Genomic DNA, 12689 nt, shown 5'->3' with positions numbered 1-12689 from the left:
CCGTCTCGCTCCAGCCGCTTCACGGCTCATGTAGGGAGACCCGGCTCTGCACGCGGATGGGCCACGGGGCGTCCGATGGCCCACCGCGTCGGGGCGGCTTTACTCGCTCACTCCGAGGCGTGGGTTACAGGGCGGCCGCCAGCTTCTTGAGGATGGCGGCTCGGGCCGGGGTGAGGGAGCGGCTGATGACAGCGGCGTTCACCTGCATGACATAGGCGTGGATGGCGGCGGCCTTGGCCGTGGCGTTGCCCATCTCCTCGGCACGCTCGGCGGCGTCGAGGACGGCGCACATGGCTATGGCGGGGCCCCCGCCCGGCCTGGTGACGAATCGCCTGGACAGCGTGCACAGGTCGTCATAGGTGACGACCAGCTTGAAGGTGACGGAAGACACCTGGCCGAGGTTGCCCGCGACATCGGTAGCGGTGGCCGAAAAGGTGTGTTCGTGCCGAATGTCGGGACGTCCCAGTGAACGGCAGCGTGTCCACGGCTTTGAGGTCTTCCGGTCGGCCGGTGTAGGGCACGGTGACGCGGCCGGAGGGGGTCCACAGCGACACGGTCCGGGCGTCACGATTGAAGCTCATCAGCCGGGCGTCGTAAGAGACGGCCCCGTGCGGGCGGAAGATATGAGCGCGTTTCTTGCTGGCGCGCCGGTTGGCATATGCGCCCGCGACCCGGGCGATCGCCCGCACGGCCGCTTGCGCACCCAGTCCGGCCACCTGCCCGCGCACCTCGTAGTAGGCCAGCCGGTGCAACTCCAGCACGGTGAAGACGCGGTGCTGCCAGGCCAGCCGGGACACGACGGTGGCCGCCTCATTACACAGCAGCACTGCCGCAGCCAGCGCCTCGGCTTGGGCCGGGGCGGGCGTGAGCCGCAGTTGCACGATCGTGGGCAGGCCGTGGCGTTTGGTGGCGGAGCGGCGGATCGCCATCGCGCACCTCCTGTCACAGCGCCCTCACCCACCGCACATATTATCGAATGTGATCGAGCCTTTCCATTCTGTTTTCGAAAGGAGGGGTTGCGCTTCCTCCCGACCCTGAGGGACCGGGCCTCCGCGCCACCATCCAGATGAAGTCGGCGTGCGCCGGTGTGGCGGTCACCAGGCTGGTCGCAACCAGCACGCCGGCCAGCAACGGTCCCCGAAGCCACGTCATTCTGGGCGCTGAGCACCCTCTTTCCGGAGCGTCCCCGTGCGCTGCCCTGGCTCCCGGTACCGCCCCCTATTCCCTCGCAAAAAGTTACGGAGTGCGTACAGAAAGCTACGGAGGCGCGCGCAGAACGTCCGTTCGCGTGGGCGTCCCCTCCTCGTGATCAAGGTTGGGAAACGCCCACGTTCACGACTCCTATTGCGCCGGCGTGCCGTACACGCTGACCTCGGTGAGGTGGAAGGACAGGTTGGCGGTGTTGTGGGTGCCGATCACCCGGACGTATCGGGCCTTCGCCTCGGTGGTCATCGTGTCTCCGGCGTCGGTCGCGGCCTTGGGGCCACGACGGCCGCCGAGGGTGTACCAGGTGACGCCGTCGAGGCTGCCCTCCAGCCGGTACTCGTAGTAGCGCCCGCCTCCGACATAGTTGCGGACGTTGACGCGTGAGATGTCGTTGGCCGTCCCCAGGTCGACCTTCCACCAGGTGGTGTCCCAGGTCATCTGGCTGGCGAAGTACGGCGAGTTGGCCCGGTTGCCGTCGTTCACGTACTCGGGGCCCCGGTTCGCCTCCCAGCTCAGCGCCGTGACCGGTTTGCGGAGGCTCTGCAGCGTGTCCCCCGCGCCGTCGCGGGCGGTCGACGGGGCCGACGCGGGATCGGTGAGCACGGCGGTCGCCTGCTGGCCGGTGTCTCGGTTGGCCGCGCTGACGAACAGGCCGGCGTCGAGCGTGGCGCCGGTGCCCGGGACGCGGGCCGACCCGATCACCGACCAGTTCTTGCCGTCGCTGCTGCACGAGCCGGTGAGCCGGTCGCCGGACTTTCCGACGCGCACGCGTACGGGCGGGGTGAACCCACCCACTTCGGTGTACGAGTCGAGCTGCCCGTTGCCGTCGGAATCCCAGCTGAACACGCAGCCGTGGCCGGGAGTGACGGCGATGTTCGCGTACCCGGTGGCCCCGGGGGTGGCCAGATCGTCGCTCACCACCAGCCCGGACCGGGTCCACTCCGACGCGCCGTCCTGGCGCAGCACCGTGCTGGTGAGCTGCTGCCCGTCGGCCAGGGCGTCCGCGCGGTAGGCGGTGGCGAGCTCGTTGGTCTCCTTCCAAAGGTCCGCGCCGCTCGCCGCGATCGCGATCCCGTCGCTGGTGGGAGCGAACTCGGCCGGGGTGTTGCTCATCGTCTTGTACGACGCCGGCGCGGCTCCGGCGATCAGCAGGCGGGTCGAGGCCGTGTCCCGCCGGGCGACGTCGCCGGAGTCCCAGGAGGCGATGACGTCCAGCGCCGGAGTGCCGCCTGGGGCCTCACCTGCGGGAACGGTCACCGTCCAGGTCGCGGTGAGCTTGTCACGCGGAGCGACGTGGTCGGCGCTGATCGGGGAGGTCGCCTGCACCTGGTATCCGTCCGGGGCGTCGAGCTGGAGCGTCACCCGGTCGGTGGGCCGCGACGTGTTGTCGTTGGTGAACGCGGCGGTGACCTGTACGGTCCCACCCGGCTTGACGCCCTTACGGTCGACCCCGATGGTCACCGCGCCGTCGGGCAGTGCGGCCACGGTGCTCGCTTCGGCGTAGGCGTCGCCGCGTGGCTCGGAGGCGAGCTGGGTGCCGGCTTTGGCCCAGTCCTTGGCGACGGCCATCCAGTCGATCTTCTCGGGGTAATCCTTGCCCGAGCGCAGCGCGGTCTTCAGGCCGTCGAAGAACATCTGCCAGCGCTTCACGTAGTACTGCCCGACGAGACCGTTCATCTCCCTGCGGGCGTAGTCCTGCAGACGGGCGTCGGCGGACCAGATCGTGACCAGCGACTTGAGGTTGTAGTCGAGCGTCGCCGCCTCGGCCGGCGTGGCGGCCTGCCGGCGGGCTTCCTTCTGCCACGCCCCGAGCAGGAAGTTCTCGTCCGTGCCCAGCAGCCGGTCCATCTGCCGCATCTGGTCCATCCACCGGCCGGTGAGGCGCTCGAAGCGTTCGAGATCCTTGGCCCGGTAGGCGGCGCGGATCTTGGGCAGCTGCAGCCGGCTGTGGTTGGCCAGCACCTGCCGCGCGACATCGACGAGGTCGTAGCGGTAGGCGCCGGAGCCGCGCAGGCCCTTGTCGATCTGGAGCAGCTCGTCGAGCGCCTTGTCGAAGGTGGCGATGTCGTACTGCAGCGGGTAGCCGGTGTTCGCCAGGCCGGGCTCGTCGTCGTACAGGCCGGTGACGTGCCGGGAGTCGGCGCCGGCGGGCCAGCTGTAGACGGTGTCGAGGAGGATCTGCCAGGCCGCCTTGGCGTGCGGATCCTCGCCGCCGTACCGGGCGGTGGCGTAGTCGGCGAACCATTGCCGCATGTCGACCGGGCTGTCCTGCCACGGCAGGTCGGCGAAGAACGCGACCGCGGCCGGGTTGTTGTCGATGGCCTCCGGCATGAGCGCGATGCCGTTCATCGCCGTGCCGGGCTTGTCGCGCCAGGCGTGGAACTTCTGGTTCCACAGCGTCAGCCGGGCGCCGAGGTTGAAGTGACCGCCGAAGTTCCAGATGGTGCCGAACGCGTACCCGGTGCCGAGAAAGTCCTTGTCCCGGTCGGTGATGCCGGGTTCCTCGCTGATGCCGTCGACGATGAACATCTTGGTCCGGTCGATGGCCTGAAGTGTCGCCGGCAGCGGGTTGCTCTGCCATCCCAGGATCGTCCAGAGCGCCTTGGGATGGGCGGTGTTCAATGCCCGCTGTACCGCTTGTGACGCCTGTGCGACGTTGACCGTTCCGGCCGTGCCACCCTCGTGCAGCAGGTCCATCTTGTACATCGTGCTGTTACCGAACAGTTCGGTCTGCACCCGGTAGAACGTGGCCGCGACACGCGCGAAGACCGCGTTGGTCGGGTCGAGCCAGTGCGGGCGTTCGAGCTGGTTCCAGGTGCCCTGCGGGACCGTGTTGGCTCCCGGGTTGCGGGCCTTGAAGTCGGTCGGCACGGTGCCGAAGTAGCCGGGCAGCACCGGGACCATCCCCAGGGAACGCAGGTGGTCGGCCATCTTGCGGCCGAGGTCGACCCGTTGGTCGATGAGTTGCTGGGAGATCGGGCTGTCGGTGCAGCACATGTTCTGCAGCAGCCACCAGGACTGGTGGCCCGGCTGCGGGATCCACGCGCGCATCTGCTGGTCGGAGTAGCCGAACTTCATGAAGGTACGCTGGTAGACCGCCTCCTGGCCCTCGTAGACCAGCACCTCGTTGATGCCGTGCAGCGCGAGGACATCGATCCGCCGCTGCCACTCCGGCCAGCTCAGATACGCGCCGGCATAGCCCTGGTTGGTGTCGTTGAGTGCGAAGCGGTGATCCACCGAGGAGTCTCTGGCGATGGGTGCCGCGGGCAACGGGAGGTGCTCGGGCAGGTCGACCTGGGAGCCGTTGATCGCGATGTCGGCGTGGGCCACCTGGCGCAGGTAGTAGCCGAAGCCGGTCAGCTGAACCGCGGGCGTCGTGCCGGCGACGACGAGGCGGCCGTTGGAACCGTACACCTGGAACCGGTCTCGGCCCGTGCCCTTGACGATCGTGAGCAGAGTGACCTGCTTGGCGCGCGATGTCCCGATCAGCCGTTCGAGGGCCTGCGCCGCGGGGCCGCCGAACCCGGCAACCGTGTCGGCCACCGCCTCGGGTGGGGAGACGAACGGCACGGTGAGCATCGTGAGCAGGACGGCGGCGAGTGCCGTCAGGAGCGTTCGCCATCGGCGCGGTAAGGGGCTGTGGGGTTCGCCGGAACGGATCATCGGGCGGCCACCTCCGAGGGGGGCGACTAAGGGGCCTACTATAGAGAAAGTTATGTAAAGACTTTTCGTAACGTCTTTGCGAAATATACTCAGCCGCAGGCGACCAGAGGTCAAGATCTCACGACGGATATTCACGAACCGGACAGCGAAGGGGCGCGGATGACGGAGGAGCGGCCGGCGGGCACACCCGTGCTGCGGAGGATGAACCGGGCCGCGGTGCTCGACGCGGTCCGACGGCGCGCACCTGAGCCTGTACGGCTGGCCGAACTCAGCCAGTTGACCGAGCTCACCCGCCCGACCGTCGCCCAAGCCGTGGAGGATCTGCTGGCCGCCGGCTGGCTACGGCAGCACGCGCCGCAGCCGGCCACTGTGGGCAGACCGGCGACGCGGTTCTCCCTGAACGGCCGGGCGGCACCCGTGCTCGGCCTGGACGTCGGCCCGCACACCGTGACGGCGGGGATCGCCGACCTGGCCGGTGAGCGCCTCGCGGTGATTCGCCGGACGGTCGGCCGGCGCAGCGCTCGGCACCTGCTCGAAGCGGTCGACGAGGCGACGGAGGAAGCGCTGGCGACGGCCGGCCTGGCCGCCGAGCAGATCGCGGCGGTGACCGCGGCGACCCCGGGCATCGTCGAGGAGACCACCGGCCGGGTGCTGTTCGTCCCGAGTGTGCCGGGCTGGTCGGAGATCGACCTCGCCGGCCGCCTGCGGGCTCGTTTCAGGTGCGCGGTCACGGTGGAGAACGACGCGAACCTGGCCGCGCTGGCGGCGGCCCACCAGCGCACCGGCGCGGGCACTCTGTTGGCGGTTCAGTGGGGCGAGCGGCTCGGTGCCGGTGTCGTCATCGACGGACGGCTGCATCGGGGCGCGGGCCAGGCTGGTGAGATCGGCTTCATTCGCCCTGTCGACAACCGTCCCGACGCGCACCTTCCCAACGCTGACCCTCCCAACGCTGACCCTCCTGACGCTGACCCTCCTGACGCCGACCCTCCTGACGCCGACCCTCCTGACGCCGATGCTCCCGACGCCGACCTTCCCGACGCGGCCGGGGACGGTCGTGGGCCGCTGGAGCGCGCGATCGGCGCCGAGGCGATCGTCAATCTCGCCCGCCGCCGCGCCGCCGCGCATCCGGAGTCCAGGCTCGCCCGTGCGACGGACGCGGCCGCCGTCTTCGCGGCCGCCGCCGGGGGCGACCCGCTCGCCGCCGAGGTCGTCGACCGGGTCGCCGCCGTCTTCGCCGAGGCGATCGCGCCTGTGGTCCTTGTCCTGTCCCCACATGTGATCGTGATCGGTGGGGGCATCGCCCGGGCCGGCGCGGTCCTGCTGGACGCGATCGCCCGGCACCTCGAAGACCTGACCCTCACCCCGCCTGGCGTGGAACTGTCGGAGCTGGCCGAGGGCACTGTGCTCACCGGCGCGATCCAGATGGCCCTGGACGAGGTGTGGCGCGACACCCTGACCGTCTGCTGACCGAGAGTCTTCTGTGGCGACGCCGACGAGGACGTTGACGGCCGAGGCCACGGCGAGCGATCCGCGCACTACCCTGGAATGGTGCGCTTCGGGATCTTGGGTCCGCTGGAAGTGTGGGCGGCGACGAGGTGCCATCGGCGCGATCTGCCGCGTATCTCCTTCCAGAAGAGCCAGGTGGATGCCCTGCAATTCCGGGGAGGGATCAGCGCCCAGGCACTCGATGAGGCGGGATCTGAGCTGCGTCGGAAGGCCGAAGCGGGACTGCCGGCGATCCGTCGCTCTCGCGATTCACGAGATCGGGATGTCGGGCACCGTGCCGATGCCCTCCGCCTCCAGAGTGATCGAACGCGCCGAGTCGGCGGGCGCGGGGAAGTAGACGTAGCTCCTGTTGACCTCGCCCTTGTCCAGGGACAGCACGGAGTTCTCCACGAACACGGTGCTCATCTTCAGCGGGAGGTACCGCGCCTGTGTCGCCGGGTCGAGCAGGCTGAACGTGCCGTAGTCGGAGCCTGAGGAGAACGCGTGCGACCCGCCGCTGAACGGTCCGGGCACCGGGATGAACGTCTCCGAGCTCTCCAGCGCGACATCGAAGGCCGCCACCAGGTAGGCGCCGTCGCGGTAGAACGGGTGAACGTCGACCCGCAGCCGGTTGTTGAAGCGCTTCACGCTCAACGAGCCCACCACCGGACCCGCGTCGGCGCGGAACGGGGCGGGGCTGTGGACCGAACCTCGCACCTTGTCCGCTGACGTTCTGCCTGCACGGCGGCCGGTCGTGGTGGTCGTGCCGGGCAGGTCCTGCTTGATCTGGTAGGAGATCTCGACGCGGCGGTTGCGGGCGCGGCCTTCGGGGTTGTCGCTGCCGTCCTTCTTGGTGTTGTCGGCGATCGGCTCGCTCTCGCCCTTGCCTGTGGCCTTGTAGACGTACGCGTCGCCGAGCTTGCCGGCGAGGTAGCGGCGCACCGCCTCCGCCCGCTTCATCGAGAGGTCCTGGTTGTAGGCGGGCTCGCCCTTGCTGTCGGTGTGCCCTTCGATGAGGATCGGCGGCTTGGCCGGGTCGGCCCGCACGCGCGTCTCCTCGACCACCTCGTCCAGCACGGTGGCCGCCTTGTCCGACAGATCCGCCTTGTCGAAGCGGAACAGCACGTCCGTGCGCAGCCCGATCGTCTCCTGGGTGCCCTGCTGCTCGGTCGTCTTCTGCGGGGTCTCGACCAGCTCGTTCACGTCGGAGACCCCTGACCAGATCTTGCCCGACGGCGGCACCACGGGCCACTGGAACGTCGAGCCGGGAGCGGACGTGTCCGTGTCGTCGCGCTGCCTGGCGACGGGCGGGGCCGCGCCGCCGGTGACCGGAACACCGGTGAACGGGGCCAGGGCCATGTCCGGCACGATCGAGACCTGCCGGACCCCGGCCGGCAAAGGCGGGAAGTACACCTCGACGGGATAGTGCACGCCGACTTGGAAGTCGTCGGGGTAGTTCTCCGTCGTGGCCGTGCCGTGGCGAGTGCCGAACGCCCTGCCCTCGGCGTCGTTCTCCCGCAGCGTGAAGTAGACCTTCCTGCCGACCGGGTCGAACAGCCGGAACTTGCCGAAGCTCACGCTCTGCGTGGGTAACCCGTCGTAGCCGAAGTCCCCACTGCGGGAGCCACCCTCGCCGGTGGCCGTGATCTCCATCTTGAGCACGGTGAGGTCGCGGTTGGTCTCAAGCGCTTTGACGTCCACCTTGAAGGGGTTGGAGCCGTACAGGCCGACCAGCCCTTCCCGTACGAGGCCCCCGGCAGGAGTCGCGTTCGCCGACGGCGAGACCGGCGGGGACGCGGTTTGCCGCGTGGGCGTGGTCGCAGTTCCGCTTCCGGCGTTCTGGGCGGGCGTTTCGCACGCGCAGAGCATCGCGGCCGCGAGCAGGAGGGCCGTCGTACGGAGGCGCACATCCATATGAATCTCCGCCAGGCGATCAAGATCGGTCAGCTGTAGGGATCCTACGCGCGCCTCGCGTTCTTGTTCGCCTCATTGCCGGGGTTTCAGTAGACATGTGTCATTCGAAGAACTTGAGGCTGTACCCGATGTCAGTGTTGGGGCCGGGCACGTTCGCCCGCCGGTAGGTGGTCTTGCTCCACCAGACGGCCGTGCCGGTGTACCAGTACCGGTTGGACCACTCGTACGGCGTGCCCTTGGCCACAGCGTGGTACATGGTCGGGAACCGGTTGCCGGACGGCGGGCTGGTGGCGATGTCGCCGCGCTCCAGCACGAACGTGTGGTGGCCCGGGCCGTCCACGTGCAGCGTCGGGGTCCAGCCGTCCATCATGTACGCCGCGTACGAGCCGAACAGGCACCCGTTGCTCTTGTACCAGTCCCACACGTTCGTCGGGTCACCACCGGAGCGCAGCCGCAGATCGGCGAGGCAGTACTTGCTGCTCCAGCTACCGTTCGCGGAGTACACGATGTGCAACTGCCCGTTCGGGTCGAGGATCGGCTCGGGAGCCTCGTTGATGAACGGGTTGCCGACGACCCGCTCCCACGGTTCGCGCGGCTGGGAGATGACGTAACGGCCGCCGGTGGCCGTGGTCGGGCCGCTCATCCGGGCGATGTAGAGGTTCTGCTCGACGTTGGTGTCGCCCGCCCAGCCGGACCACACGAACCAGCGCTGGCCGTTGAAGGTGAACGGCGCGCCGTCGATGGCCCACTTGTCGCCGGGCAGGGCGACCTTCGTCGCGGCGGAATAGCCGGAGTCGGCGGTGGCGGAGCTGATGTGGTACATCCGGTGGGCGGCGCTGCGGCCCGCCGAGAAGTAGATGTGGTACTCGCCGTTGTGGTGCACGATCTCGGGCGCCCACACCTCACCGAGGTTGCCGGTGTCCTTCCACACCTGGCGCGGGGGCGCGGCGGCGATCCCCTCGAGAGTGGTCGCCGTCCGTACGGCGACGCCGCCGTTCACCGACTTGGCCGCTACATAGAGGTCGCCGACCCGGATGACGCTGGGGTCGGCACCACCCAGGGTGGTGCGGCCGAGGGCTACGGACTTCTTGGCGGGTTCGGCGGCTGGTGCGGCGCTGGCGGGAGAGGCGGCGGTGCCGCCGACGGCGGTCAGGGCGAGGGCGATGACCACCGGTCGAAGAGCATGTCTTCTCATGAGGCTCCTTCTACCCGCGGGCCGCCCGCAGGTAATCTTTAAACAAAGTTTACTAATAGATTCGACGCTCATTCAAGGATCCGGCCCGCCAAACCCGCGACCGCACTGCCGCTGCCGCGGGCGGGCGCCGGATGACGCTGTCGGTCAACGTGCGTCGCAACGATGCCGCGGTCGCGCGCATGCTGCTGGCCGCTGTTGACGCGCTCAACCGCTATTTCCGCGGTGAGCCGTACGAACTGCCGAGTGCGGCGTCGAAGGCACAGTGATCGACCAAGTGCCCCAGGGGTACCTGCCAGACCTCACAGAGATCGCAGGAAAGCGATCAATGCCGCGTTGACCTGCTCGGGTTGCTCCTGCTGGATCCAGTGGCCGCAACCCGGCAGCACGATCGCCTCACGCAGACCAGGCACCGCGGCCGGACGACCGGCGATCAGTTCCGCCGCGCCAGGCAGCGTGCCGCCCAGGTCTCGATCGCCGGTGATGTAGAGGGTGGGCTGCTGGACGACGGCGTCGTGCCAGGGGCCGGTGAGGGCCCAGTTGCGGTCGAAGTTGCGGAACCAGTTCAGCGCGGCGGTGAAACCGGTGCGTTCGAAGTCGGTGGCGCAGGTGTCGATATGTTCCTCGGTGAGCCAGCCAGGCAGTTCGGCCGGCTCGGGCCAGATGTCGAGCAGCCCGCCGCCGTCGGGGACGACAGGGTTCCACGGGTAGCCGTCGGCGGAGGCACCGTACAGGGCACGGCGCACGGTCGCGCGCGGGTCACGAGCGAGTTCCTCGTCGGCGACGTCTGGCTCCTGAACGTAGACGGAGTAGTAGTTGTCACCGACGCTCGCTCGGAGCATGCCCAGCGGCGGATGGTCGGGACGCGACTGGTAGGGAGTGCTCAAGGAGGCGACCGCGCGCACCCTGTCAGGCCGCATCAGGGCGGCATGCCACGCCACCGACCCGCCCCAGTCGTGTCCGACCAGCACGGCGCCGTTGTCGCCGAGTTCGTCGATGAGGCGGATCACGTCGCCCACGGTGTGCAGGATCGTGTACTCCTCGACCCCGTCCGGCCGGTCGGTGCGCCCGTAGCCGCGCTGGTCGACCGCCACCGCGCGGTACCCGGACTCGGCCAGTGCCAGGAGTTGGTGACGCCAGGAGTACCAGGTCTCCGGGAAACCGTGGAGCAGCACGACCAGCGGCCCGGAACCAGCCTCGGCGACATGCATCCGAAGCGCGCCCGCCTGGACGAAACGATGAGTGATCTCGGTCAACAGAATGTCCTTCGTGTGATGGTCTTAGTCCCCTCGACGCTACGAGTACGCAGGTCAGCAGGGCCATGACCGAAATGCTCGCGTTGATGTCCGAACGGCTCAGCCGCAGGAGCGATGCGTCCGATTGATACGCTCACGTATGAACGTGATCGACATGTGGTCGCCAACGCGGGCGGGCGAGGTACGAACGGCCACACTGACCGCCGCCGCTGCCTGGGGCGTTCGACGGGCACCGGTTTCCTCCATGGCCTTTCACGTGGTGACGCAGGGCGAATGCTGGCTACGCCTGCCGGGAGCGCAACCGCTGCGGCTGGCGAGCGGCGACTTCGCGCTCCTGCCGGACGGCGCCGGGCATGCCCTGTCCAGCCATCCGCGGGGCCCTCTCGTCCTCGACACGGACCTGCTCGGCGGCCGGACACGAACTCGTGCCGGCACACCACAGATCGACATTCCAGGTACGGGCCCACGCGTGCGGTCACTATGCGCGGGATATCCGCCGAGCAGCGCCTTGCCGGCCCCGGCGCGGGCGCTGCTTCCCACTGTGCTGTACGTCCCCGCACGACGGCTGGCGGGCCTGTCGGACACCTTGCGGCTGCTGATGGCCGAGACCGCCCAAGACCTGCCAGGCTCGCGCACCATCGTCGACCGGCTCGCCGACATCCTGTGGGTCCAGGCTGTACGACTCTGGCTGCCCTCCGGCAGCGCGACCCCCGAGGACAAGCCGTGGAGTGACCTCGCGGTCGCCGCAGCGGTCCACTCCATGCGCGAGGACCTCGCCCGGTCATGGACGCTGGCGGAGCTGGCATGCCTGTCGGGGTTGTCGCGAGCATCGCTCACCCGGCGGTTCGCCCGTGTGATGGGGGAACCGCCGCTGGGCTACCTGCGACGGCGACGCATGGAGCTGGCCGCGCGCCTGCTGCGGGAGGGCGGGGAGCCGCTGGTCGCCATCGCCAGGGAGGTCGGCTACACCTCGGAGTTCGCCTTCTCTCGTGCGTTCTCCCGAACCTTCGGCGTGGCGCCCGGCCGATACCGTACATCGGCCTCGCCCGATCTTCCCGCACCGTGAACGGGCTCGGCGACGATCAAGAGGGTGTGCCGCTCCGGGGAGTCGAACCCCGAACCTCCGCCTCCTGAAGGCGGCGCCTCTGCCAGTTGGGCCAGAGCGGCTTGTTAGCCCCGGGCTCGGCTGGCGTGGGCCGAGCCCGGGACTGGGGCTGTATCCAGCCGGGGGGCGCCATTCCCGTCGGCCAGACCGATGCCCGCGGCCCTTCGTTCCGTGGGCCGTCGTCCGTGAGATGAAAAAAGCCGCCTCGGAAGGCTTCCGGGCGGCGTCGTCTCTTTGCGAGGGATCACCCGGAATCCGGACCCAGGAGCTCAGGAAGCAGTTCGAGCAACTTCGCGTAGGTCACTGCGCTGCCTTCCTGTCGTGGTGGACGCTGTCCACGGTAGCCGGGTGATCGCGACGGGTGCCACGTATTTTCCGCCGGGGGATGTCGAGGCCGCGCGGACGGCTTCGACCTATTGGGGACCGACCTATTGGGGACCGACATATTGGGTATCGACGCGGACGCGACCACATGGAGGCCACCGGTGAAGTACCTCATCCTGATCTACAGCAACCCGACGAGCAGGGCGGTCTGGGAGACGCTGAACGACGAGCAGCGCATGAACTTCGGGCGCGGCCACATGTCCTTCACCGAGGAGCTGGCCGCGTCCGGAGAGCTGATCGTTTCGGAAGGGCTGGCCGATGTGTCGACGGCCAAGCGGGTCGCGGTACGCGAGGGCAGGACGATGACGAGCGATGGGCCGTTCGCCGAGGTCAAGGAGCATTTGGCCGGGTTCTATCTGATCGAGTGCGACAGCATGGAGCGGGCGGTGGAACTGGCCGCGAAGGTGCCCGACGCGGCCTTCAACGAGGTGGAAGTACGGCCGATCTTCGACATGAAGGGGCTTGAGCTGTAGGAGGAACCAGC

The 12689-nt window shown here is 68.9% G+C and carries 10 protein-coding genes and 1 tRNA gene; 4 read left to right on the top strand and 7 right to left on the bottom strand.

Features of this window, described 5'->3' with window-relative positions:
* Positions 1-124: 124 nt before the first annotated feature.
* The 3 genes from ACGFJ2_RS03910 to ACGFJ2_RS03900 form a co-directional block, all read right to left on the bottom strand.
* Complete coding sequence (locus ACGFJ2_RS03910; protein WP_393464354.1) at positions 125-391, bottom strand: hypothetical protein; 267 nt, start codon at positions 389-391, stop codon at positions 125-127.
* On the bottom strand, positions 354-929 hold the full coding sequence (locus ACGFJ2_RS03905; RefSeq protein WP_393464351.1) for a hypothetical protein: 576 nt from the start codon (positions 927-929) through the stop codon (positions 354-356). Before ACGFJ2_RS03905 ends, ACGFJ2_RS03910 begins: the two co-directional genes overlap by 38 nt.
* A gap of 412 nt (positions 930-1341) precedes the next feature.
* Positions 1342-4869, bottom strand: coding sequence for an alpha-N-acetylglucosaminidase TIM-barrel domain-containing protein (locus ACGFJ2_RS03900; RefSeq protein ID WP_393464348.1), 3528 nt, complete (start codon positions 4867-4869; stop codon positions 1342-1344).
* Positions 4870-5028: 159 nt separating this feature from the next.
* Between ACGFJ2_RS03900 and ACGFJ2_RS03895 the strand changes: the two genes are divergently transcribed.
* Positions 5029-6336 carry an ROK family protein gene (locus ACGFJ2_RS03895; protein WP_393464345.1) on the top strand — a complete coding sequence of 436 codons (1308 nt, stop codon included), beginning with the start codon at positions 5029-5031 and terminating at the stop codon, positions 6334-6336.
* Between the two features lie 288 nt (positions 6337-6624).
* On the opposite strand, the gene ACGFJ2_RS03890 is transcribed toward ACGFJ2_RS03895, so the two are convergent.
* A complete protein-coding gene (locus ACGFJ2_RS03890; protein ID WP_393464342.1) occupies positions 6625-8268 on the bottom strand; it encodes an OmpA family protein in 1644 nt (547 codons plus the stop codon).
* A 100-nt stretch (positions 8269-8368) separates the two neighbouring features.
* Positions 8369-9463, bottom strand: coding sequence for a glycoside hydrolase family 43 protein (locus ACGFJ2_RS03885; protein WP_393464339.1), 1095 nt, complete (start codon positions 9461-9463; stop codon positions 8369-8371).
* A 131-nt stretch (positions 9464-9594) separates the two neighbouring features.
* Between ACGFJ2_RS03885 and ACGFJ2_RS03880 the strand changes: the two genes are divergently transcribed.
* Positions 9595-9729, top strand: a complete 135-nt coding sequence (locus ACGFJ2_RS03880) for a hypothetical protein (protein WP_393464337.1) — start codon at positions 9595-9597, stop codon at positions 9727-9729.
* Between the two features lie 33 nt (positions 9730-9762).
* Here the strand turns inward: ACGFJ2_RS03880 and ACGFJ2_RS03875 are convergent, their stop codons facing one another.
* On the bottom strand, positions 9763-10716 hold the full coding sequence (locus tag ACGFJ2_RS03875) for an alpha/beta fold hydrolase (protein ID WP_393464334.1): 954 nt from the start codon (positions 10714-10716) through the stop codon (positions 9763-9765).
* Between the two features lie 139 nt (positions 10717-10855).
* Between ACGFJ2_RS03875 and ACGFJ2_RS03870 the strand changes: the two genes are divergently transcribed.
* Positions 10856-11782 carry an AraC family transcriptional regulator gene (locus ACGFJ2_RS03870; RefSeq protein ID WP_393464331.1) on the top strand — a complete coding sequence of 309 codons (927 nt, stop codon included), beginning with the start codon at positions 10856-10858 and terminating at the stop codon, positions 11780-11782.
* 27 nt (positions 11783-11809) lie between these two features.
* Here the strand turns inward: ACGFJ2_RS03870 and ACGFJ2_RS03865 are convergent.
* Positions 11810-11883 (bottom strand) — tRNA-Leu (locus ACGFJ2_RS03865).
* Between the two features lie 423 nt (positions 11884-12306).
* Between ACGFJ2_RS03865 and ACGFJ2_RS03860 the strand changes: the two genes are divergently transcribed.
* Positions 12307-12678, top strand: coding sequence for a YciI family protein (locus tag ACGFJ2_RS03860; protein ID WP_357951351.1), 372 nt, complete (start codon positions 12307-12309; stop codon positions 12676-12678).
* The last annotated feature ends 11 nt before the right edge of the window (positions 12679-12689 follow it).

This window comes from Nonomuraea sp. NPDC049028 (assembly GCF_043197735.1).
Classification (GTDB): domain Bacteria; phylum Actinomycetota; class Actinomycetes; order Streptosporangiales; family Streptosporangiaceae; genus Nonomuraea.
The sequence above is the reverse complement of the archived record's forward strand: the minus strand, read 5'-3'. Positions and strand labels throughout refer to the sequence as shown.

What these genes read in the sequence shown, in the direction of transcription:
- ACGFJ2_RS03870 (WP_393464331.1), top strand. Translation starts at nt 10,856, where the DNA reads ATGAACGTGATCGACATGTGGTCGCCAACGCGGGCGGGCGAGGTACGA.
- ACGFJ2_RS03905 (WP_393464351.1), bottom strand. Translation starts at nt 929, where the DNA reads ATGGCGATCCGCCGCTCCGCCACCAAACGCCACGGCCTGCCCACGATC.
- ACGFJ2_RS03890 (WP_393464342.1), bottom strand. Translation starts at nt 8,268, where the DNA reads ATGGATGTGCGCCTCCGTACGACGGCCCTCCTGCTCGCGGCCGCGATG.
- ACGFJ2_RS03900 (WP_393464348.1), bottom strand. Translation starts at nt 4,869, where the DNA reads ATGATCCGTTCCGGCGAACCCCACAGCCCCTTACCGCGCCGATGGCGA.
- ACGFJ2_RS03880 (WP_393464337.1), top strand. Translation starts at nt 9,595, where the DNA reads ATGACGCTGTCGGTCAACGTGCGTCGCAACGATGCCGCGGTCGCGCGC.
- ACGFJ2_RS03895 (WP_393464345.1), top strand. Translation starts at nt 5,029, where the DNA reads ATGACGGAGGAGCGGCCGGCGGGCACACCCGTGCTGCGGAGGATGAAC.
- ACGFJ2_RS03885 (WP_393464339.1), bottom strand. Translation starts at nt 9,463, where the DNA reads ATGAGAAGACATGCTCTTCGACCGGTGGTCATCGCCCTCGCCCTGACC.